Below are 21,887 nucleotides of genomic sequence, written 5' to 3' on the forward strand. Positions count from 1 at the left end.
ACGGGAGCAATGACGATCACAGCCGACCAGCGCGAGCGCCTCGAACGCCTCCACAGCGCACTGGTGAACGACGTCACCGACGAGATGGGGATCCGCGACAACGTCATCCCTGGCACACGCATCCGCCCGGTCTGGTCGCGCGAGCCGACCGTCGGAACGGCCCACCCCGCCCAGCGCGTGGAGATTGGATACGACGAGGGCGAGGACGACGAGGAGGACGTGGCCGCCGAGGACATCGACTTCTTCCAGTACCTGGAGGCCGTCGAGGAGGGCGACTTCGTCGTGATGGCCGCGCCGAAGGACACCGAAGTCGGCCTCTGGGGCGAACTCCTGAGCAGCATCGTCCAGGAGAACGGCGCGACCGGCGCGCTCATCGACGGGCCGACGCGGGATTCCCGCCTCATCGAGGAACACGCGTTCCCGGTGTGGTCCGACGGCCACAGCTCCATCGAGTCCTTCGGCCGCGTCAGCTTCCGGGAGTGGGACGTCCCCGTCGAAATCCACGGCGTGACCATCTCTCCGGGCGACGTCATCTTCGCCGACTACGAGTCCATCGTCGTCCTCGACCCCGATATCGTCGACGACGTCATCGAACAGGGTGAAGAAGAGCTGGAGACCGAGAACAAGGTCCGGTCGGACATCCGCGACGGGGACAGCGTCTACGAGGTCTGGGACCGGTACGGGACGCTGTGAGACGACGCTTTGTCGCAGTCCTCACCACGTATTGCGTCGGAGCCGGTCACTCTGCCGCGGGACGGTTGTCCGCCGAGCCAGGAAGAAACGTCCGGACAAATTGGATGCAAGCAGCAAGCGAAACGAACCCACCAGCAGCGCCCGCATAGACCCAAAGTCCCGCGTCCTGATGATTCGTGAGGACGTAGCCCATATTCGCAATAGCAACCACTCCGACTCCAAGCAGGAACGTACCTAGCAACATCCAGCGTCGGAGTGAACGTAGCAGCGCCGTTGTCTCGGAGGGCATGGAACGTGGATTTGGAGCGACCAGTAACAATGTATCGATACTTCAGGCTGCTGGTCAGTTCGCACACCTGTCGACTGGCTGTTTCGGACGACCAGATACCTGAAGAAGCGGATTTCGATAGAGCCCGAGACGACAACCGACGTCGAACCGCCGCTGTTACTCCCCGCTGCCGTCGCTGACGGTGACCTGTGCCTCACGCAGCACCGAGTCGGCCATGACGTAGCCGGGCCGGTGAACTTCGGCGATGGTCCCCTCGGGCTGGTCTGAGTCGACGCGGACCAGCACCTCGTGTCGGTGGGGGTCGACGTCCTCGCCGGGTTCGGGTTCGACGACCTCGACGTTCTCCTGATCCAGTTCGTCGTCGAACTGCCGCAGGGTCGACTCGACGCCGCCCCGGATGTCGGTCCCCTCGTCCTGATCGAGCGCGCGCTTGAGGTTGTCGCGCACGTCGAGCAGCCGGGTCACCAGGTCCTCGGTGGCGCGCTGCTGTTCGTCTTCGCGGCGCTTCTCCATGCGCTTCTTGTAGTTCTGGAAGTCCGCTTGCTTGCGCTTGAGCTTCTCCGTGAGGTCCTCGTTCTCGGACTCCTTGGCCTCGAGCTCCCCTTCGAGTCCGTCGATGCGGGTCCGCAGCGAGGCGAGTTCGTGGGCGACGTCCGCCGGATCGGACTCCCGGACGCGCTCGACGAGCGACTCGTCGACGTCGCCGTGGACCGCGTCGGAATCCTCGACGGCGCCGGACGCGGCGTCCCCGTTCGCCACCTCGTCGGCCGGCCCGGCTTCGCCGTCTGCCCGACTCGCCTCGGTCCCGTCTCCGGCGCCCGCCGACTCCCCCTCGACAGTCGCGTCGCCGCCGCCTGACTCGTCCTGTTCGCTCATACACGGGACAGGGGCACGAGCGGATAAAAGAATTCAGAAATCCGCCTCGGTCGGCACGTCGGCGGTCGGGGGACTGCCCAGGATGCGAGACGGAACTCGGTGATCGGATTTGTTCGACTCGAACGCCGATATACTCACTTCGTTCGTCTATCGAGCCCGGCCTCACGCAGTTCGACCGGACGCCGGTATGGGCTCACAACCGGCACTATAAGTGGCCACGCTCGAAATCGACGCGCAATCGTGACTCGCGACTGGTTGAGACGTGTTTCCGACGCGAGCCCGGTCGCCGGGGGCGTCGCGTGGGCGGGCCTCGCCGTCACCGACGCCCTGGGCCAGATCGACGCGATACTCGCGTTCGCGATGCTCGTGCTCGTCCCCCTCGGCGTCGGACTCGCCGATGCGCCGCGGCGGGACGGGTCGCGCGCGCGTTGGTACCAGATAGCCGTCGCGTTCCAGCCAGCCGCGGCGATTTCTGGCGTTGCGTCCCTCGCGGTCACTCGGGGAACCACCGCGACGCTCCTCGCAGTCCCCTGGCTCGTCCTGACCGCGCTGGTGGCCGGATTCGGCCTGTGGCGACTGCTCCAGCGCGGCCCGTGGCCGCTCTCGGAACTGACGCTCGACGCTGGCCTGGTCTACGTCGCCGTCGGGGGCGGTGCCCTGCTGTTCGACCGCGCGGCCATCTCGCTGTTCTTCGAACCGATCCTGATCACGCTCACCGCGGTCCACTTCCACTACGCGGGATTCGCTCTCCCCGTCGTGGCGGGGCTCGCGGGCCGGGCGGCGGCCGGGGACCACCTCGGACGTACCCGGCGAGTGACGACCGGGATTATCGCCGTCGGGCCGGGAATCATCGCGACCGGGATCACGGCCGCGGCGCTCCAGATCCCGTTCGCGGGCCCCGTCGAGTTCACGTCGGTCGCCTTCTTCACGACCGCCGTCGCGCTGTTCTCCATCGCCGTCCTCGTCGACGTGCTTCCCGGTCGCGAATCCCGACTCCAGCAACTGTTCGTCGGAACGGCGTCGCTGGCGGTGACGGCGTCGATGGGATTCGCCGTCTGCTACGGCCTGGCCCGGTGGACCGGCGGGACGTACTTCGGCATCCACGCGCAGGCGTTCACGCCGATGGTCCGCTACCACGGTCAGCTCAACGCGTTCGCGTTCGCGTTGCTCACGCTCGTCGGCTGGCGACTCTCGCCACCGGAATCGACCGCTCGCGCGCCCGGCATCCCGTTCAGTCGACTCGCGGGCGGTCGGCGGATAGGGCGCGACTTCCTCGACCGGCGGGGGTACGCGACCGAAGACGCCGCGTCGGGAATGATGGCGAGTGTCGACGACTACGCCTGGGACGGGTTCGACCCTGACGAAGTGGCGCCGTCGGTCCGGCGCTTCTACGAACACTCGGGGGAGTACCTGCTCTCTGTCGAACCGGACTGGAATCGTCCGTGGGGGTCGCTCGTCCCGGTCTACCGCCTCTTCGCCACGCGGATGGAACAGCTCACCTTGCCACTCTCGGCCGTAACCTCGGAGGCGGCGCTCAGGGGAACGGTCGCCGGCGTCGACGGCCCGGACGACCACGCCGGCTCGCGGGCCTGGATACGGTCGAACGCGCACGCGACGGACGGCGACGACCGAATGACCTACGTCGCCACGTACGGTCGGTACGTCGCCGACGGCACGGCCTACCTCCGGGCGACGTTCCCGCTCCCGGGCGCCAACCTCACCGGCCTACTCCGGGCTGAGAACTCCGGCTCGGACGACGGGGGGCTCCGACTCACCTCGTACGCCGTACCCGGCAACGCAGACGACGCTGGCCTCTCCCTCGTCGTCCGGGGGTTCGGAATCAGGCTCCCGCTGGACGAGACGCTCGTCATCGAACCGGATGCCTCCGAACCTGGGGACAGCACCGGGGCCGTCACCGCCGTCCACGAGATACGGCTGCTCGGCCACCGCGTCGTCACCCTGGACTACGACGTCGAACTGGCGTCCGAGCACAGCGGTTAAGCGCCGCGGTCTCTGAGAACAGTCCGTGTCGCTCGCGCTCACCTACGAGGAGGGAACGATCCGGCTCGCTGGTGACGTCCCCGAGGGGTTGCCCGGTGTCGAGCGGGACGACCGCTCGAAGACAGCGCGGGCGCCCGCCTACCGGTACGCGGCCCTCCGTGACGCCCTCGCCGAGCGCGACGTTTCTGTCGACGACGCGGTACTCGACTTCCCCACTCTCTCCCTCGAATCCAGCTACGAGCTCCGGGCGTACCAGCAGACTGCGCTCGATGCCTGGCGGGAGGCCAACGAACGTGGAGTGCTGGAACTCCCAACCGGCAGCGGCAAGACGGTCATCGGCATCGCGGCCATGGAGGCCCTGGACACGCCGACGCTGGTGGTCGTCCCGACGGTAGACCTGCTCGACCAGTGGCAACGGGAACTGGCGACGGAGTTCGACCGCCCCATCGGCCGACTCGGCGGCGGCGAGCAGCGCGTCGAAGACGTCACCGTGTCCACGTACGACTCGGCGTACCTCCGGGCCGACGAACTGGGCAACCGGTTCGGTCTCGTCGTCTTCGACGAGGTCCACCACCTCGGCGGCGAGGGGTACCGCGACGTCGCCCGGTTGCTCGCCGCGCCGGCCCGTCTCGGACTGACGGCCACGTTCGAGCGACCGGACGACGCCCACGAGGTGGTCGCCGACCTGATCGGACCGGTCGTCCACCGCCTCTCCGTCGACGACCTGGCCGGCGAGCACCTCGCCGACTACGACGTCAAGCGGGTCGAAGTTTCACTCACGGACGAGGAGCGCGAAGTGTACGAGGACCACCAGTCGACGTTCACCGACTACCTCGCCAGGTCCGGCATCCGGATGCGCTCGGGGAGCGACTACCAGGAACTGGTCAAGCGCTCCGGGAGCGACCCCGAGGCGAGAGCGGCGCTGCTCGCCAAACAACGCGCGCGCGAGGTGATGATGAACGCCGACCGAAAGGTCGAGACGCTCGCTGACATCCTGGACCGGCACTCGGACGACCGTATCATCGTCTTTACCGCCCACACCGACCTCGTGTATCGCCTCTCCGAGCGATTCCTGATCCCCGCCATAACGAACGAAACGGGGACCAGCGAACGGCGTGAGATACTCGAGAAGTTCCGCGACGGGTCGTACTCCCGAGTCGTCACGGCGAACGTCCTCGACGAGGGCGTCGACGTGCCCGACGCGAACGTCGCCGTCGTGCTGTCGGGCAGCGGTTCAGAGCGCGAGTTCACCCAGCGCCTCGGCCGCGTTCTCCGACCGAAAGCGGACGATGGGAGGGCGGTCCTCTACGAACTCGTGAGCGAGGAGACGGCCGAAGAGAACGTCGCGGCGCGACGTCGGTAGCCTGGCGACGGGCGTCACGAAGCTCACCGTCGAAACGGACCGCGGAGAGATACGGGTTAGCAGACCGCTCAGCCGCCGTTTCTCGGCAGGGTGAACCTGAACGTCGATCCCGCTCCCGGCTCGGAGTCGACCCAGATGTCGCCGCCGACGGACTCGCTCTGCTCGTCCGTCGAGCCCACGCTCGCTTCCTTCGCGTCGACGCCGATTGACTCACTCCGGTCGTCTCTCGAGCCCGGCCTCGCTGCGTTCGGCTGGACGCCGTGGCGCTCGACGATCCGTTCACACAGCGCCAGCCCGATTCCGGTTCCCGAGTGGTCGTCGGGCGCGTGGAGTCGCTGGAACACTTCGAAGACGCGCTCGCTGTCCGTTCCCGGAATTCCGATCCCCTCGTCACGGACCGAGAAGACGTACTCCGCGCCGTCTCGCTCGACGGAGACGTCGATCCGGGGCGGTTCCTCGCCGCTGTACTCGATGGCGTTGTCCAGCAGGTTCTGGAACAGCTGGCGTAACTGCCCTCGGTCGCCCCGGACTCGTGGTAACTCCGCTGCCGTGATCTCCGCGCCGCTCTCTGCGATTCGCACCTGCAGGTCCGCACGGACGTCCGCGAGGACCTCGTCGAGGTCTACCGGATCGAAGGGGTCGCCCCGCGTCTCGACCCGGGAGTACTCCAGTAGTCCCTCGATCATCGCCCGCATGCGGTCGGCACCGTCGACGGCGAACTCGATGAACTCCTCGCCGTCCGCGTCGAATTCGTCAGCGTAGCGCCGGTCGATCAACCGGAGGTAGCTCGACACCATCCGCAGGGGTTCCTGGAGGTCGTGCGAGGCGGCGTAGGCGAACTGTTCGAGGCGTTCGTTGGACTCCTCGAGTTTGTCCACCAGTTCTTCGAGGCGTCGCTCGCGGTCGACCCGTTCGGTGACGTCGCGCCCGATTCCCGCGATGACCGTCTCGCTCCAGGGGTCCTCGAGCGTGGTAGCGGCGAACTCGAAGGGGATCCGTTCGCCGTCGCTGGTGCGGAAGTCGAGCTGGACCTCGACGGAACCCGTCTCGAAGGCTGTCCGGACCGCGGCTTGGATCTCGTCCTGGTCGTCCTCGCCGAAGAAGTCCGTCGCGTGCATCGACGCTATCTCGTCGGGCGCGTAGCCGGTCACTTCCCGCAGACTCTCGTTCCAGCGCCTGAGGTTCCCCGACTCGTCGAGGACGTAGAACACGTCGTCGATGGCGTCGAGCACGTCGTCCGTGTACCGCCGGTGGCGTTCGAGTCGTTCGTTCGCCGTCGCCAGTTCGTCGACCGTTACCTCGAGTTCGTGGGCCCGTGTTCTGGACTGGCCGTTGTGGATTCCGGCCGCGAGCCCCGCGACGCTCGCGAGCGCGGTCAGGATCAGTACGCTCCCCAGGCCGTCTACGCTCTCGCCGGGCTGGAGACTGTAGAATCCGAGGAGGCCGAGCATCAGAACCAGTCCGCCGAGACTCCAGCCCGCGACGGTCGGTTGGAACTCGTCGCGGATGTCGAAGTGCGGCAACCGGTACCCGGTGTACAGGACGACGAGGCCGGGGCCGGCTATCAACGCGAAGACGATGAACTCGCCGATAGAGACGGCTTCGCCCGCCGAAACGACCGTCCACCAGACCGCCAGCGCGACGTACAGTCCACCGAGGGCGAGGATGGCGCGTCGGCCACCGACCAGGGAGAGAACGCGGTACCAGGCGGCCATTGATCGATCTGAGGCGGACGGTTCGTATCAACCTAGCGTTGCAGGGCGGACGAAGGGGCCTGCCTGGAGGATGGACGCTGTCAGTTCACCAGGTCGAGGGGGTCCCCGAACTCGACGTCCCGCTCGGCGAGCAGTTCGAGGAACGCTTCGAACAGCGCGGGCGTGTTCCCGCCGTCGTGGAAGAGGACGACGTCGTCCCCCGGCTGGTCGAACCGGTCGTCGACCGCAGCCACGTGGTCGCGGAGTTCGGCCCGTGAATCGGCTTCCCAGTCCTCGACGCTGACCGTCCAGTACCAGTCGCGGTCGCCGTCCCGGTTCTCGCCGTCCCAGTCGTACTCGATCCGTGAGGGGTCCGGCGGCGTGAACTCCTCGGCTTCGAGCACCTCCTGGAAGCGATCTGCACGCTCGCCGCCCTTGTCTCCGTAGGGAAACCGGAACAGCCGGGCGGGGCGAGTCACCCCGGCGTCGGCGTACACGTCCTCGACGAGCGCTTCGGTCTCCGCGACCTCTTCCCGGACGTCGTCGACCGAGAGTTCCGAGGCGTGCTGGTGCGAATAGGCGTGATTGCCGATGTGGTACCCGGCCTCGACGGCCTGGCGCGCGTGGTCGGGGTACTCGGCCAGGCGACGCCCCTCGCAGAAGAACAGCGCGGGAACGTCGTGGTCCTCGAGGATGGCGAGTTTCTCGGGCAAGGTCTCGGTCGGCGCGTCGTCGACGGTGAGATACGACGTCGTCATCCCGTGGACGTCTCTCCCCGAACGCTATCAAACTATGGCCGCCCCCGCTGGTGGTTACGTTCGTTCGCCAGGTGACAGCCGGTGCATCTCCATCCGACGGAGACAGTCGAGGGCCATCTGGATATCCCTGGTCTCCTCCTGGCAACCACATCGAGTGGACGCTTTTCCCGCTCGTCGAGGTACCGGGACACATGGAATCCGGAGTGCCGCCGGCGGTCGAGGCGTTACTGACGGGTGACCGCGTCGTCGCACACCTGGCGACGTCGACCGACGACAGACCGCACGTCGCCCCGGTGTGGTACCGCTACGAGGACGGGACCGTGGAGGTCGTGACGACCGGGCGAAAGCTGGCGAACGTCCGCGAGAACTCCCGCGTCGCGCTCTCCGTCCAGCACGACACAGACGGCCATCCGGAGTGGGCGGTCACGCTCCGCGGGACGGCGACGGTCGTCGAGGACGAGGCGGCGAACCGCGCGGCGAACCGGCGGATCAACGAGAAGTACGGCGCCGAACCCGACGACTGGTCGGAGAATACACTGGTGCGCATCGACGTCGGGTCCGCGGACCTCCAGCGATACTGATACCGGCCTGGATTCGTGGCGGCCAGCCGTCGGAACCGCCGAGTGCGGAGCACATTAGTAGCGACGCTACTGATCCGAGGACGTGCTGACGAAGGACCTGCTTCGCGTCTCCCGGGCTGGCGGCGGCTACCAGCCCCGCTTCGCGAGCGAGGCCGACGAGGCCCTCGCCGCGAGCGTCCTGGGCGTCTATCAGGGCCACGTCGGCGAACCGCGCGCACACCTCCAGCAGGCTCTGACCGACCTCGAAGCGGACGCCGACGACTTCAAACTCGTTCGGGGGCTCGCCAAACTGGTCGACCGCGAGGCGACCTTCGAGACGAAAGCGCCAATCCCGCCCGAGCGCGTCCGGCGGACGGTGTTCACGGCCGCCGAAGCGGCGGGTGTCGTCGTCACGAGCGACGACCGGGACGCGGCGCTGGCCGCCGCCGCGGACCAGCTGGGCAGTGAACCGGACGCGCTGGAGCAGGCGCTCTACGCCGACCGCGAGCGCGCGCAGGTGCTCACCGCCGTCGACCCGCGATGGGGGCCGGCCGACCTGGTTCGGCAATACAACCACTCGCTGGCGCAGACGGCCCTCTTCGACGCGACCGAGGTCCGCGTCAGGAGTTCCGATCCGAAGGCGCTCGTGTCTGCCGTGAAGCGACTCCGTCTGATGTACGAAATCCGAAAGCGAGAGGACGGACAACGCGAGGTCGTCGTCACCGGTCCCGACTCGCTCTTTCGAACGACGCGACGCTACGGAACTCGGTTCGCCCGACTCCTCCGGACTGTCGCGAAGGCCGAGGAGTGGGAACTGGAAGCGACCATCGACGACAGGGGCACCGAGCGCACGATGCGACTGTCCGACGACGACCTAGTTCAGGTCCCCGACGCCGACCCCATCGCGGAGGTGAGCTTCGACAGCGGCATCGAATCCGACTTCGCTGCCCGCTTCGAGGCCCTCGACCTCGACTGGGAACTGGTCCGCGAACCCGAGCCGCTGGAGGCGGGGAGCCGGGTCATGATCCCCGACTTCGCGTTCGACTACCAGTTCGCCGACTTCCGGATCTTTTTCGAGATTATGGGGTTCTGGACGCCCGAGTACGTCGAGAAGAAGCTGGACCAGCTCGACACGCTCGAAGACGTGGAGATGCTCGTCGCCGTCGACGACAGCCTCGGCGTCGGCGAAGACATCGAAGCCCGGGACCACCGGGCGATTCCCTACACCGGGTCGGTGCGGATCAAGGACGTCCGGGACGCACTGCGGCGATACGAGGACGACCTCGTCGCCGAAAGCGTCGCCTCGATTCCAGGCGAACTCCGACCCGAGGCGGACGTCGTTTCGCTCGGCGAGGTCGCTGGTGAGCACGGGACGAGTGAGCAGGCGCTCGACGACGTGGGCTTCCCCGACCACGAGCGGATCGGACAGACGCTCGTCCGGGAACGCGTCCTCGAGGAACTCGCGGCGGAGCTGGAGTCCGGGCTCTCACTGTCCGACGTGGAAAACCTGTTCGACGCGCACGGAATCGGGGAGGACAGCGCACTCCTCTCGGCGCTGGGCTACCGGGTCGAGTGGGACGGCCTCAGTGGCGGAACGATCCGGTCGAAGCAGTAGCGGTGTCACGGTCGGTGCGGACGGCTCTGCCCCCGGAAACCCACAGAATCGTCCCCGACCCGCACCCGTACCCCACTAGTCAGCCCCTCTCCACTTGTGTCCCACTCCCCGAGGACGAGTGCCGGCCGACGTGCGTACTGTCCCGGCACCCCCCTCACCACGGACCGCACGGTGGTTCACTAGTCCCCTGGCAGGGCCCTCGCGGTCCGTTTTTCACGGACGAGACGCGTCGACCGCGGTCATCACTCGACGACGAGTTCGTCGACGGTGACGCTATCGTAGACGGCCTCGCTCGTCTCCGCCTCGGAGTGGCTACAGACGGCGAGGCCGACGGCGAGCGAGTCGTCGAGGTCTATCCGGTGCTGGTCGAGCGCCTGCCACTCGTCGCCGTTTCTGGAAAACGAGAGGGTCACCTCGTCACCGATGACGTCGATGCGGTACCACTGGTAGACGTCGTACGGTTCCTCGAACTGGTCGCTCGCGGCGTCTTCGCCACGGTGGGCGCGCCACAGCGTCTCGGTTCCGTGACTCTCGGTCGCACCGACGAAGCCGAACGCCGCGTCGTCGTCCAGCCCGTCCCGTACCATCAGGCCGGCTTTGCTGTACTCCTGTACTCCCTCGAAGGCGTCGAGGTGGCCTTCGACTCTGACGGGATTCGACGCGTCGCCGTAGACGAAGTGGAACTCGTCGATGTCCTGCCAGATGTCCCTGCCGTTCCCGACGACCGTCCAGCGGTCCGTCGCCTCGTCGTACGAGGCCCGGCCGGGGACCGAGACGTCGCCGACGTCGGCGCGTTCCGAGAGTTCGATGGCTCCAGCGGGGACGGCGGTCACTGGCGTGACGACGGGACAGTCGGTCACCTCGAACCGGGCGCCGGAACCGCGCTCGCTGTCGGTGACAGTCAGTTCCCAGTTCTGCTGGTTCACCGTCTCGGTGACGATGGCCAGTCCCGTTCCAGTCCCCTCCTCGGAAGTCGTGTATCCTTTCTCGAGTACCTTCTGGCGTTTCGCTGCGGATATTCCGGGGCCGTCGTCCTCGACGTAGAACCCCCGGTCGAGCGTTCCGACACGGACGGTAACGCCGGGGCCGCCGTGGTCGATGGCGTTCTTGAGCAGGTTCTCGACCAGTGGCCGGAGCGTCTCCGTGCCGGTTACGACTTCGGTCCCCTCGGGGACGTCGACCTCGAGGGTCGCGTCGCCGGTCTCGTTGACGCGCCAGACGCTCTCGACGACGTCGACCAGATCCACCGACTCGACGCCGACCTCGAGGACGTCGAGGACTTCCTCGGAGAGCGTCCCGTCCGAGCGGTCCCCCTTCGACAGCGCGCTGAGGTCGTCGATTATCTCCTTGATCCGTTCGTTGGCGCGTTCGATCCTGTCGAGGGCCTTTTCGTCTCCATCCCTGGCCAGTTCGAGCGCACCGAGGGACACCTGCAACGGCGTCCGGAGGTCGTGGGAGACGTAGCTGGCGAACTCGTCGAATCGACGGCGCTGTTTCTCCAGTTTCCGCTCGGCCTGTATCCGGCCCGTGGTCTCTATCGCGAACCCGACCAGTCCCTGTACGTCCCCATCGCTGTCTCGCCAGGGGATCTTGGTCGACTCCGACCAGTACTCGCCGCCCTGCTGGCTGAAGTTCTCGCGTTTGCCCCTGATGGGCTCGCCCGTCTCCACGACTGCCAGGTCGTCCTCGGTCGCCGCTGCGGCGACCGCCGGGTTGTGGTCGAACACCTCGACGTCCGTCTTCCCGCGGACGTCGTCCGGGTCCGGCGTGTACGGGACGTCCGCCATCCGGACGTATCGCCCCTGGTCGTCCTTGGCGAACATCGAGAGGCCTCCCTCGTCCAGGAGCGTCCTGAACATGGCGCTGTCTGCGGCGGCCTGCCGTCGCTCCTCGTAGGTCTCCATCGCGCCGTCGACGGCGTCCCGGAGGGCGGCGTCGTCAACGGAGCGCGGAAGGAATCGCCGCCCGGTACGAGCCACAGCGGTCGCCACTGCCGGGTCGTCGTCGACGTACGCGAGTACCGGCAGGTGCTCGCTGACGCCGCTGACCGCGTCGTCGAGGTCGAGGAACGCCGCTTCGTCTCCGTCGAGCGCGACGACGCAGCCGACGTCCTCCCGGGCCGTGAGGGTCGTCCTCGCCTCGTCGACGTCCGCTGCGTCGAGGACGGCCGTGGCGGCCCCGCCACGGACCGCTGAACGGATCTGCTCCCGATCAGTGTCCGTCCCGCCGACTGCGAGCACGGCGGTCGGCTTCGCGAGAAGAGAGTTCATTACGAGTGTTACAGACCCCATGCTATACAGGTAAATAAGAACTGGGGATCTGGCCGTTACAGGGAGTTTACAGGTCGGTACGTACGCTTTCGGGGTATCCAGCGAGTCTCCCCGACGACCGATCCCGGCCCACCCGCGTCGAATTCCGCGGAGTATAAACTCCCCAGGTCCCTGTCGGCGTGTATGCAGCCGGACGACGTCCGCGAGGACTGGGCCGAACGGTCGGGAAAGTTCTCACCGGCGTACTACGCCGAAATCGGACCGAACGAGGTGAGCGAGACGCTCGCCGACGTCCTCGGCCACTACGTCGACGACGCCGCCGCCATCCTCGAGGTCGGCTGTGGCTCCGGTCGCCACCTCGCACACCTGCGCGACCACGGGTTCGAGAACCTCTCCGGGGTCGACATCAACGAGGACTCCTTCGACGTGATGGCCGACCACTACCCGGGCCTGGCCGAGACCGGTACGTTCCACACCGGCGCGCTCGAAGACCTCTTGCCCGAGTTCGACGACGACGCCTTCGACGTCGTCTACACGGTCGAGACGCTTCAGCACGTCCACCCCGACGACGCCTGGGTGTTCGACGAGTTCGCCCGCCTCACGACGGACCTGCTGATCACCGCAGAGAACGAGGGGAACAGCCCGAATCGTGGCCGCGACGACGCCGACGTGAGTTACGTGAACGACGAGTTTCCGCTGTTCCACCGGAACTGGAAGGACGTCTTCTCCGGGCGCGGCTTCGCCCAGCTCATTCGCGAGCCGACTTCACGGGACACGATTCGCGTGTTCCGCGTGGTCTGACCGGCAGCGGGCTGCCGGCTGACAGTTTTCACCGCCGAAATCAGACGATCTGGATGGTGTTGCCGTTCTGGGTCACGTGAAGGTCGCGACCGAGTTCGTAGCCCTGGCTGCTGGCCAGGTCGACGTAGCCCGAGAACCCTTTCATGTCCTGGTGGGCCGGGATGACGTGCTGGGGCTGGAGCGCGTCGAGCATCTCGTAGTGGCCCTCCTGGCGCAGGTGGCCCGAAACGTGGACGTCGTCGTAGATGCGGGCGCCCTGCATGCGGAGCAGGGTTTCGGACTGGTAGCGCTGGCCCTCGTTGGTGGGCTCCGGGATGACGCCAGCCGAGAAGACGACCTTGTCGCCCTCGTCGAGTTCGTACGTCGTCTCGCCCCGGCCCATCCGGGTGAGCATCGCGCGCGGTTCGCCCTGGTGGCCCGTGACGACGGGGAGGAAGTTCTCCTTCCCCTCGCTCATGATGCGCTCGAAAGCCCGGTCGACGGACTTCCGGTGGCCGTACATCCCGACGTCGTCGGGCAGGTCGACGGCGCCGATGCGGTCCGCCGTGCCGGAGTACTGCTCCATCGAGCGGCCCAGCAGGACCGGTTCGCGCCCGATCTCGTCGGCGAACTCGACGAGCGAGGAGACCCGCGCGATGTGCGAGGAGAAGGTAGTTGCGACGATACCGCCGTCGTAGTCCTCCAAGCTCCGCATCACGTCGTGGAGTTGCTCCCGGGCGACGGCCTCGGAGGGCGTACGACCCTTCCTGTTCGCGTTCGTACAGTCCTCGATGTAACACAGCACGCCCTCGTCCTCGCGACCGATCTCGCGGAAGCGCTTCATGTCGATGGGGTCGCCGATGACCGGCGTGTGGTCCATCCGCTTGTCCAGGCCGTAGACGATAGCGCCTTCGGGCGTGTGGAGGACCGGGTTGATCGCGTCGATGATCGAGTGCGTGACGTTGACGAACTCCAGCTCGCAGCGTTCGCCGATCGACATCGTCTCGCCCGCTTCCATCTCGACGAGGTCGTTCTGGACCTGGAACTTGTTCTCGTCGTCGATCTCTTCTTCGACGAGTGCGAGCGTGAACGGCGTCGCGACGATGGGCGCGTCGTAACGGTGGGCGAGTTTGGAGATGGCGCCGATGTGGTCGAGGTGGCCGTGGGTCGGTACGATGGCCTTCACCGTCCCGTCGAGTTCGGACATGACACGGTCGTCCGGGATGGCGCCCATGTCGATCAGGTCGAGGGAGTGCATCCCCTCGACGCGGAGGTTGTCGTGAATCAGTACCTTCGAGAGATTGAGCCCCATGTCGAAGACGACGATGTCGTCTCCGGCACGGACTGCCGTCATCTGGCGGCCAACTTCCTCGTAGCCGCCGATAGTTGCGATTTCTATTTCCATAGCTAGGTCCGATCAGGGCGATCCCAGAACTCGATGAGGAATCCGCCGGAAGCCGGAGAGCAGGGACGAAGTGAATCGAGCGGCGTCGGCGTTCGCGACGACGACGTCGCCGATTCACCCCTGCCCGGGGACAGCACGTGTTTCGGTTAGCGAAGAGTCGGGCGCGCTGACGTAAATACCCAGTGGAACGTGCCGTTCGGTCACGCGAGGTTTGGGACGTCCGTCCCGGCCTCGACACATCGCCAGAGGCATTACGACGTGTTCCGAGAATCCGAGCGAACGATTTCCATGACAGACACGAACTCCTGCGAAGTGACGGTCGAGGGGAAGAACGCGGTAGTCATCGGCGGGACGCGCGGCATCGGCCGCGCCATCGCGCTCGCGTTCGCGCGGGACGGCGCCGACGTCGTCTCGACGAGCCGTTCGGAAGACGCCGTCGCCGAAGCCGCCGCGGAACTGCGTGACCTCGGCGCGGAGACGACGGAAGTCACCTGCGACGTCCGGGACCGCGAGTCCATCGAGACCCTCCAGCGGGAGGCCGAGGACGCGCTCGGCGAGATCGATATCCTCGTCAACTCCGCCGGCGTCGTCGCGCAGGCGTCGATCACCGAGATGACCGACGAGCAGTGGGAGACGGACATCGACGTCTGCCTCTCCGGCGTGTTCCGGGCGACCCAGATCTTCGCCCGGGAGATGTCCGACGGGAGTATCATCAACATCTCCTCGATGTCGGCCGACCAGGCCCGAGAGGAGCGCGTCGCCTACTGCGCCGCCAAGAGCGGCGTCAACGGCATCACCCGCGCGACGGCCGCCGACCTGGCCCCCGACATCCGCGTCAACGCCATCGCGCCGGGGTTCATCAAGACGGAGATGGCCGGCCCGAAGCTCGACGACGGCTCGGAGTTCCGCGAGCACGTCGACGAGCGGACGCCGATGGAACGCGTCGCGACGCCCGACGAGGTCAGCGGGCTGGCGGTCTACCTCGCCAGCGACGCCGCTTCGTTCACGACCGGCGAAGTCGTCACCGTCGACGGCGGCTTCAACCCGAGTTCTGTTTGAGTGGTTCCAGCCCACCCAGTGAGCCCGTCCGGCGTCCGACACCGGCGCCGTCCAGTGTCCGCCCGCGACCGGAATCGGCGTCCGCCGCGTTCGAGAGGAAAGGTTCATAACCGCCCTCACGTTGAGTCTATGTAACGTGCCCGAGAGCTATCGGGTTTTTCGACGGTTCTCGCGAGATCGACCGACCATGCCAATACACGACCGATGACGACAGCAGACGAAGCACTCGACGACATCCACGAACAGGTAGAGGCGGAGACGCCGGACGACATCGCCATCTCGCGCGTCCAGTTCGAGGGGGCGGAGCTGGTGATATACACGCCCGACGTCAAGGCCTTCGCGGCACGGGACCGATTGGTCCCCAACCTCGCCCAGACGTTCCAGAAGCGGATCACCGTCCGCCCGACGCCGGACGCGCTGGTCCCCCAGGAGAAGGCGAAACCGGAGATCCGGGAGATAATCCCCGACGACGCCGGCGTCCAGTCCATTGACTTCGACTCCGACACCGGGGAAGTGCTCATCGAGGCCGAGAAGCCGGGACTGGTCATCGGCCGCCGGGGCAACACCCTCGACGAGATCCGGACGGCGGTCGGCTGGACCCCCGAGGTCGTCCGGACGCCGCCCATCGAGTCCTCCACCGTCTCGAACGTCCGTAACTTCCTCAAGCAGGAGCGCCAGGATCGACGGGAGATTCTGGAGCGGGTCGGCCGTCAGATCCACCGCCCCACCACGAGCGACGAGGGCTGGGTCCGGATCACGACGCTGGGCTGTTGCCGTGAGGTCGGTCGCGCCGCGTTCATCCTCTCGACGCCCGAGACGCGCATCCTCATCGACTGCGGCGACAAACCCGGCGCCGAGGGCGAGGTGCCCTACCTCCAGGCGCCCGAGGCGCTCGCCGCCGGCCCGCAGTCCATCGACGCGGTCGTGCTCACTCACGCCCACCTCGACCACTCCGCGCTGCTGCCCATCCTCTTCAAGTACGGCTACGACGGTCCCATCTACACGACCGAACCGACACGGGACCTGATGGGCCTACTTCAGCTCGACTATCTCGACGTCGCCTCGAAGGAGGGCCGGACCCCGCCCTACGAGAGCCAGATGGTCCGGGAGACGCTCAAACACACCATCCCGGTCGAGTACGGCAACGTCACCGACATCGCGCCGGACGTGAAGCTGACGATGCACAACGCCGGCCACATTCTCGGTTCTGCGGTCTGTCACTTCCACGTCGGCGAGGGCCACTACAACGTCGCCTTCTCCGGCGACATCCACTACGAGGACACCCGCCTCCTCGACGGCGCGGTCAACGACTTCCCGCGCGTCGAGACGCTCGTCCTCGAGTCCACCTACGGCGGGCGCAACGACTACCAGACCGACCAGGAGGACTCCGAGCGGAACCTCGAAGCGGTCATCAACGAGGTCCACGAGCAGGACGGCAAGGTCCTTATCCCCGCCTTCGCCGTCGGTCGGTCACAGGAACTCATGCTCGTACTCGAAGAGGCGATGCGCGAGGGTCGCATCCCGACCATGCCCGTCTACCTCGACGGGATGATCCGCGAGGCGACGGCCATCCACGCGGCCTACCCGGAACACCTCCGTGAGCGCCTGCGCGACCGGATCCTCTACGAGGACGACAACCCGTTCCTCGCCGACCAGTTCCAGCAGGTCGACGGCGGCGACGAGATGCGCCGCGACGTCGTCGACGGCGAGCCCGCTATCATCCTGACGACGTCGGGGATGATCACCGGCGGCCCCATCATGTCCTGGCTCCGCCTCCTCGGCGGCGACCCGAACAGCACGCTGACGTTCGTCGGCTACCAGGCCGAGGGGACGCTCGGTCGCCAGATTCAGCAGGGGCGCGACGAGATCTCGATGAACGACACGGCCGGCAACGGTGCCGAGCGCGTCGCCCTGAACATGGGCGTCGAGACGGTCGACGGCTTCTCCGGCCACGCCGACCGCGCGGGCCTGGAGAACTTCGTGGAGACGATGAACCCCCGTCCCGAGCGGATCCTCTGTGTCCACGGCGACGAGTCCTCGACCGACCAGCTCTCCTCCGCGCTCTACCAGAAGTTCAACATGCGCACCGTCGCCCCCAAGAACCTCGAGACGTTCCGGCTGGCCTGACCGTCGCAGAACCGACGGCGACCGCGCAGGGTCCCGACGCTCGATCGGACGGTTCCGGACCGGTACCGGCCGGCCGACAGGGAGTTCGGTATCTTTATCCACCTGACAGTCAGACGGCAAGACGATGGTCGACCGCGACGTAGACGCCCTCCTCCACCGGTACGGTCCGCAGATCGCCCTCCTGTTCGTCGTGGGGTTCATGTTCTGGGTGCGGATGATTCCCGCAGACCGGGTCATCACCGACTCCGCGGTGTTCTTCTCGGGCAACGACGCCTGGTATCACGCGCGGATGACCCACTACGCCGTCCAGTACTTCCCGAACACCACGCCCTTCGACCCGTGGTCGAACTTCCCCTACGGGACCGGACGCCACTCCGGGTTCGGGGGACTGTACGACCAGATCGTCGCATTGGCCGCGCTGGTCGTCGGACTCGGCGACCCGAGCGACCACCAGATCGACGTCGTCCTCGCCGTCGCCCCGCCGGTGTTCGGCGCGCTCACCGCCGTGCCGACGTACCTCGTCGCGAGGCGCCTGACCGACCGCTGGGGCGGCGTCGTCGCGACGGTGGTACTGGCGCTCTCGAGCGGCGGCATCCTCTTTCGGACGTACGCCGGCGCCTCGGACCACCAGTCGGCGGAACCGCTGTTCGGCACGCTCGCCGTGGTCGGGCTCGTCGTCGCGCTCGCGGCGGCCTTCGGCGAGAGCCCGATGTTCGAAGACGTGACGGACCGAAACTGGACGTTCCTGCGGACGCCGGTCCTGGCCGGGGCGGTCGGCGGTCTCGGCGTCGCCGCGTACCTCGCGACGTGGCCGCCCGGGGTGATGCTGCTGTTCACCTTCGGCGTCTTCGTCGTCCTCCAGATATCGCGTGACCACTACGCCGGACGCGCCACCGACCACGTCGCGTTCGCCGCGGTCGTGCCGATGACCGTCGCCGGCCTCCTGACGCTGCTGTACGCCCGGTCGTTCGCCCTCGAAGCGACGGCGTTCTCGCTGCTGCAACCGCTCGTGGCCTTCGGCGTCGCGGGGGGCACGCTGATACTGTTCGGGCTCTCCCGATACGCCGAGCGGGAGGGCTACGACCGCTCACGGTATCCGCCCGCGGTCGCCGCCCTGATCGCACTCTCCTTCGTCCTCATGTGGCTCGTCTATCCGCGCGGGATCGAGATGTTCGGTCGCCTTGTCGAGCGGGTGTACTCGTTCGGGCTGCTCACGTCGACGTCCGCGGGGACGGTCGCCGAGATACAGCCGGCGACCGTCGGCGACGCCATCTCCGCCTTCGGCCCGATGCTCGCGCTCGCAGTGGCAGGGTTCCTCGTCCTGGCACTGCGCGTGTACCGGGAGAACCGGCCGGTCGAACTCCTCGTGGTCCTCTGGAGCCTCTCGATGGTCGCGGCCTACTTCACGATGTCCCGCTACGGCTACTACTTCGCGGTGAACGTGGCCATCCTGGCAGCCTACGGCGTCTGGTGGCTCACGACCCGAGTGCTCTCGCTCGACGCCGACCTCAGTGCGCCGGGGGACGTCGACGCCTACCAGGTAGTCGGCGTGGCGATGATCCTCCTGCTCGTCTTCCCGGGGAACGTCGTCGCGACGGGGGACAGACAGCCGGTGTGGGACCAGGCCGAACACCTCGGCGGCACCGACCAGTCGTGGTACGAGGCCGCGACCTGGCTGGGGGACAACAGCCCGGAACCGCCGCTCGGCTACTACGAGCGGTACGAGCGACCGGCCGACGGCGACTTCGACTACCCGCAGGGCGCCTACGGCGTGATGTCCTGGTGGGACTACGGCCACTGGATCACCGTCATGGGCCAACGCATCCCGTACGCGAACCCGTTCCAGGAGGGGCCCGTCCCCGCGTCGGCGTTCTTCCAGGCGACCGACGAGACGCGGGCGAACCTCATCCTCGACGCGCTCCCGGCGCTCTCCGAGGACCCGAACCGCGTCGCCGAGCTATCGACGGCCGAACTCCGCGACGTCGTCGGTAACCAGTCCGCGGCGACGGGCGAGGACGGCAAGTACGTCGTCGTCGACGACGAGATGGCCGGCGAGAAGTTCCCGCCTATCACGCGGTGGACGGGGCCAGGCGCGAGCGCCTACTTCCAGCGCCAACAGTTCCGGATCCAGGGCCAGAACGCGACCCTGCCGACGACGAACGCTCGCTACGACGACACCATGCTCGCGGAGCTGTACTACGACGACGCCCGCGGCCTCTCCCACTACCGCCTCGTCCACGAGGTCGACCGGTACGCCGTCGTGGGCGGCTCCATCCGGGGCAACAGCGTCAGCAGCGCCCTGACGCACGTACCCCTCACCGGTGACTGGGACCGGGTCGCCTCGCTGGAGGCTGCGCTCCGACAGGCCGACTCGCGTTCGCAGGCTGTCTCGGTCTCCCGCGGCTGGTACGTGTACGACGCCGCCGTGGAGTCCCGCGTGAAGGTGTACGAACGCGTCGAGGGCGCGAGGCTCACCGGAACGGTTCCGGACGCCGAGAACGGGACGGCAGTGGCCGCCGCGGTCCAGTTGCGGACCGAGGCCGGCCGGAACTTCACCTACGTCCAGCGGACCACCACGGGGCCTGACGGGTCGTTCGAGATGACGGTGCCCTACGCCACGACCGACGGCGTCCCGCCGACCGAGGGCGGCACGAATTCCAGCGTCGAGGCCGCCGGGCAGTACACCGTCCGCGTCGGCACCGAGTCCGGAGCGACGGTCCGGGACGTGGCTGTCCCCGAGACGGCCATCTACGACGGCGATACCGTCCAGGTCGACATACCCGCCGCGTCGGACGGGGAGAACTCGGCAACGAACGAGTCGGCCGAGGCGGTGACGGACTGAGTCGCTCCTCGCCGCCGTCTCAGCGGGTGCCTATAGCTCCCGCTGGCGCCCCTTCGGAACCTGTGATCTGAGTTCGCCGTAGAGGTAGAGACCGACGCCCATCGGTTCGGACTCGCCGACCAGGTCGTGGGTGACGACGAGGTACCCCCAGTCGCCGTCCCAGTCTGTTATCTCCTGGTCCTCACCGGCGACGAACGTCGCCGCCTGTTCGTCGTCGAGGTGGATGACGCGCTGGTCGGCGTGCCCGCCGAACCGCTGGACTGCGTCCGTCGTCGGCTTCCAGTGTTCCTGGCGCGTCCGGAGGAACGTCATCCCCAGCCCCTCGATATCGACGGGCGACGGCGCGTCCCCGCGGAAGATCCAGATCTTGCCGGCCCCGCGCTCCCAGAACGTGTGGTCGGCGAAGACGGACCGGGGAACGCCGTAGCGGTCCTCCCAGAAGACCAGAATCTCTTCGCGGGTGACCTGTTCGGAGTCGTCGTCGGGCCGTTCTGCGTCCGTCGCGGGCACTCGATCGAATCGGGTACTTTCGCGGCTCATCCCTCCACCTCCAGTTTCGCACAGAAGAACCCGCCCGTATCGTTGAGGTGGGGGTAGATGCGCTTTGCCTTCTCGACGCTGGGGTCGAACTCGCGGGGGCCGTCGTCGGACTCGTCTGACCCAGCGCCGTCAGCACCGCCGGCGCCGTCCTCGCCGCCGGGCCACTCGGTGATTCCCGGCACGGAATCGAGCGGTAGCTCGAAGTCGACGAGGCGGCAGTCCTCCGCGTCGAGCACGTAGTCCAGCACGGCCTCGTTCTCCTCCGGTGCGAAGGTACACGTCGAGTAGACGACGGTGCCGCCCGCGCGGGTGGCCTGCACGGCCCGCCGGAGGACGCCCTTCTGCACACCAGAGATCCCCTTGACGTGATCGTATTCCCAGTCGTCCAGCGCGTCGGGGTTCTTGCGGATGGTCCCCTCGCAAGAACAGGGGACGTCGACGAGCGCGCGGTCGTACTCCGCTCCGTCGAACGGCTTGAGCGAGTGGTTGCGCGCGTCCTCGTGGGTGACGGCGACGTTCGTGACGCCGAGGCGCTCGGCGTTCGACCGGAGCGCCGAGAGCCGGCCGAGGTTCGAGTCCGTCGCGACGACGACGCCCTCGTCGTCCATCAGTGCGGCGAGTTGCGAGGTCTTGCTCCCCGGCGCGGCGCAGGCGTCCCAGACGCGCTCGCCCGGTTCGGGTGCCAGGACCTCCGCCGGGACGGCGGAGACCTCCTCCTGGCCGTAGATCCAGCCGTGGAAGTACGGCCAGTTGGTCCCCGGCTGGTCGTCGGGGAGTTTCAGCAGTCCGGGGTACCAGTCGACGGGGTCGTACGCGACGTCCTCGGCGTCGAGCGCGGCGCGGGCCCGTTCGACCGTCGTCTTGATCGTGTTGACGCGGACGGCGGAGGGGAGCGGGCGCTCACACGCCGCGGTGAACGCCTCGAAGTCGTCGACGATGGACTCGTAGCGGTCCAGGACTTCCATTGGCGTTCACTCTCACCGGGACTCGCTTGTGGGTTTCGAACTTCCCGCTG

At 67.4% G+C, this 21,887-nt stretch carries 16 protein-coding genes; 9 read left to right on the forward strand and 7 right to left on the reverse strand.

From position 1 onward, the window contains the following. Positions 1–9: 9 nt before the first annotated feature. Positions 10–693, forward strand: a complete 684-nt coding sequence (locus AC5FRV_RS02735; RefSeq protein ID WP_493559584.1) for an RraA family protein — start codon at positions 10–12, stop codon at positions 691–693. Between the two features lie 445 nt (positions 694–1,138). On the opposite strand, the gene AC5FRV_RS02740 is transcribed toward AC5FRV_RS02735, so the two are convergent. Next, positions 1,139–1,858 carry a nucleotide exchange factor GrpE gene (locus AC5FRV_RS02740; RefSeq protein ID WP_493559585.1) on the reverse strand — a complete coding sequence of 240 codons (720 nt, stop codon included), beginning with the start codon at positions 1,856–1,858 and terminating at the stop codon, positions 1,139–1,141. Between the two features lie 240 nt (positions 1,859–2,098). Here AC5FRV_RS02740 and AC5FRV_RS02745 point away from each other — a divergent pair, with 240 nt between their 5' ends. Then, positions 2,099–3,859, forward strand: a complete 1,761-nt coding sequence (locus tag AC5FRV_RS02745; protein WP_493559586.1) for a YndJ family protein — start codon at positions 2,099–2,101, stop codon at positions 3,857–3,859. A 25-nt stretch (positions 3,860–3,884) separates the two neighbouring features. After that, entirely contained in the window at positions 3,885–5,222 is a 1,338-nt protein-coding gene (locus AC5FRV_RS02750) for a DEAD/DEAH box helicase family protein (protein WP_493559587.1), read from the forward strand. 68 nt (positions 5,223–5,290) lie between these two features. Here the strand turns inward: AC5FRV_RS02750 and AC5FRV_RS02755 are convergent, their stop codons facing one another. Both AC5FRV_RS02755 and AC5FRV_RS02760 read right to left on the reverse strand, forming a co-directional pair. Next, positions 5,291–6,937: a sensor histidine kinase gene (locus tag AC5FRV_RS02755; protein ID WP_493559588.1), complete on the reverse strand. Its 1,647-nt coding sequence runs from the start codon at positions 6,935–6,937 to the stop codon at positions 5,291–5,293. Between the two features lie 80 nt (positions 6,938–7,017). Next, a complete protein-coding gene (locus AC5FRV_RS02760) occupies positions 7,018–7,674 on the reverse strand; it encodes a polysaccharide deacetylase family protein (RefSeq protein WP_493559589.1) in 657 nt (218 codons plus the stop codon). 191 nt (positions 7,675–7,865) lie between these two features. Between AC5FRV_RS02760 and AC5FRV_RS02765 the strand changes: the two genes are divergently transcribed. Further along, entirely contained in the window at positions 7,866–8,255 is a 390-nt protein-coding gene (locus AC5FRV_RS02765; RefSeq protein ID WP_493559590.1) for a pyridoxamine 5'-phosphate oxidase family protein, read from the forward strand. Between the two features lie 82 nt (positions 8,256–8,337). Then, positions 8,338–9,849: a DUF790 family protein gene (locus tag AC5FRV_RS02770; RefSeq protein WP_493559591.1), complete on the forward strand. Its 1,512-nt coding sequence runs from the start codon at positions 8,338–8,340 to the stop codon at positions 9,847–9,849. Between the two features lie 242 nt (positions 9,850–10,091). Here the strand turns inward: AC5FRV_RS02770 and AC5FRV_RS02775 are convergent, their stop codons facing one another. Beyond that, entirely contained in the window at positions 10,092–12,119 is a 2,028-nt protein-coding gene (locus AC5FRV_RS02775; RefSeq protein WP_493559592.1) for an ATP-binding protein, read from the reverse strand. A 183-nt stretch (positions 12,120–12,302) separates the two neighbouring features. Between AC5FRV_RS02775 and AC5FRV_RS02780 the strand changes: the two genes are divergently transcribed. Next, positions 12,303–12,920 (forward strand): class I SAM-dependent methyltransferase, encoded by a 618-nt coding sequence (locus AC5FRV_RS02780; protein ID WP_493559593.1) that lies wholly within the window; start codon positions 12,303–12,305, stop codon positions 12,918–12,920. A gap of 40 nt (positions 12,921–12,960) precedes the next feature. Here the strand turns inward: AC5FRV_RS02780 and AC5FRV_RS02785 are convergent, their stop codons facing one another. Next, positions 12,961–14,304: an RNase J family beta-CASP ribonuclease gene (locus AC5FRV_RS02785; protein WP_493559594.1), complete on the reverse strand. Its 1,344-nt coding sequence runs from the start codon at positions 14,302–14,304 to the stop codon at positions 12,961–12,963. Positions 14,305–14,592: 288 nt separating this feature from the next. Here AC5FRV_RS02785 and AC5FRV_RS02790 point away from each other — a divergent pair, with 288 nt between their 5' ends. The 3 genes from AC5FRV_RS02790 to AC5FRV_RS02800 all read left to right on the forward strand — a co-directional run bounded on the left by AC5FRV_RS02790 (position 14,593) and on the right by AC5FRV_RS02800 (position 20,332). Beyond that, a complete protein-coding gene (locus AC5FRV_RS02790; protein ID WP_493559595.1) occupies positions 14,593–15,363 on the forward strand; it encodes an SDR family NAD(P)-dependent oxidoreductase in 771 nt (256 codons plus the stop codon). A gap of 204 nt (positions 15,364–15,567) precedes the next feature. Further along, on the forward strand, positions 15,568–17,490 hold the full coding sequence (locus AC5FRV_RS02795; protein WP_493559596.1) for a beta-CASP ribonuclease aCPSF1: 1,923 nt from the start codon (positions 15,568–15,570) through the stop codon (positions 17,488–17,490). A gap of 124 nt (positions 17,491–17,614) precedes the next feature. Then, a complete protein-coding gene (locus tag AC5FRV_RS02800) occupies positions 17,615–20,332 on the forward strand; it encodes an oligosaccharyl transferase, archaeosortase A system-associated (protein ID WP_493559597.1) in 2,718 nt (905 codons plus the stop codon). Positions 20,333–20,362: 30 nt separating this feature from the next. On the opposite strand, the gene AC5FRV_RS02805 is transcribed toward AC5FRV_RS02800, so the two are convergent. Next, positions 20,363–20,872 (reverse strand): DUF7122 family protein, encoded by a 510-nt coding sequence (locus AC5FRV_RS02805; protein WP_493559598.1) that lies wholly within the window; start codon positions 20,870–20,872, stop codon positions 20,363–20,365. Then, on the reverse strand, positions 20,869–21,837 hold the full coding sequence (locus AC5FRV_RS02810; RefSeq protein WP_493559599.1) for an RsmB/NOP family class I SAM-dependent RNA methyltransferase: 969 nt from the start codon (positions 21,835–21,837) through the stop codon (positions 20,869–20,871). The genes AC5FRV_RS02805 and AC5FRV_RS02810 overlap by 4 nt, the downstream gene beginning before the upstream one ends. Positions 21,838–21,887 lie beyond the last annotated feature (50 nt).

It is taken from the genome of Halomicrobium sp. HArcel3 (assembly GCF_058933135.1).

What these genes read in the sequence shown, in the direction of transcription:
- AC5FRV_RS02780 (WP_493559593.1), top strand. Translation starts at nt 12,303, where the DNA reads ATGCAGCCGGACGACGTCCGCGAGGACTGGGCCGAACGGTCGGGAAAG.
- AC5FRV_RS02765 (WP_493559590.1), top strand. Translation starts at nt 7,866, where the DNA reads ATGGAATCCGGAGTGCCGCCGGCGGTCGAGGCGTTACTGACGGGTGAC.
- AC5FRV_RS02755 (WP_493559588.1), bottom strand. Translation starts at nt 6,937, where the DNA reads ATGGCCGCCTGGTACCGCGTTCTCTCCCTGGTCGGTGGCCGACGCGCC.
- AC5FRV_RS02760 (WP_493559589.1), bottom strand. Translation starts at nt 7,674, where the DNA reads ATGACGACGTCGTATCTCACCGTCGACGACGCGCCGACCGAGACCTTG.
- AC5FRV_RS02810 (WP_493559599.1), bottom strand. Translation starts at nt 21,837, where the DNA reads ATGGAAGTCCTGGACCGCTACGAGTCCATCGTCGACGACTTCGAGGCG.
- AC5FRV_RS02740 (WP_493559585.1), bottom strand. Translation starts at nt 1,858, where the DNA reads ATGAGCGAACAGGACGAGTCAGGCGGCGGCGACGCGACTGTCGAGGGG.
- AC5FRV_RS02735 (WP_493559584.1), top strand. Translation starts at nt 10, where the DNA reads ATGACGATCACAGCCGACCAGCGCGAGCGCCTCGAACGCCTCCACAGC.
- AC5FRV_RS02785 (WP_493559594.1), bottom strand. Translation starts at nt 14,304, where the DNA reads ATGGAAATAGAAATCGCAACTATCGGCGGCTACGAGGAAGTTGGCCGC.
- AC5FRV_RS02790 (WP_493559595.1), top strand. Translation starts at nt 14,593, where the DNA reads ATGACAGACACGAACTCCTGCGAAGTGACGGTCGAGGGGAAGAACGCG.
- AC5FRV_RS02795 (WP_493559596.1), top strand. Translation starts at nt 15,568, where the DNA reads ATGACGACAGCAGACGAAGCACTCGACGACATCCACGAACAGGTAGAG.
- AC5FRV_RS02775 (WP_493559592.1), bottom strand. Translation starts at nt 12,119, where the DNA reads ATGAACTCTCTTCTCGCGAAGCCGACCGCCGTGCTCGCAGTCGGCGGG.
- AC5FRV_RS02805 (WP_493559598.1), bottom strand. Translation starts at nt 20,872, where the DNA reads ATGAGCCGCGAAAGTACCCGATTCGATCGAGTGCCCGCGACGGACGCA.
- AC5FRV_RS02800 (WP_493559597.1), top strand. Translation starts at nt 17,615, where the DNA reads ATGGTCGACCGCGACGTAGACGCCCTCCTCCACCGGTACGGTCCGCAG.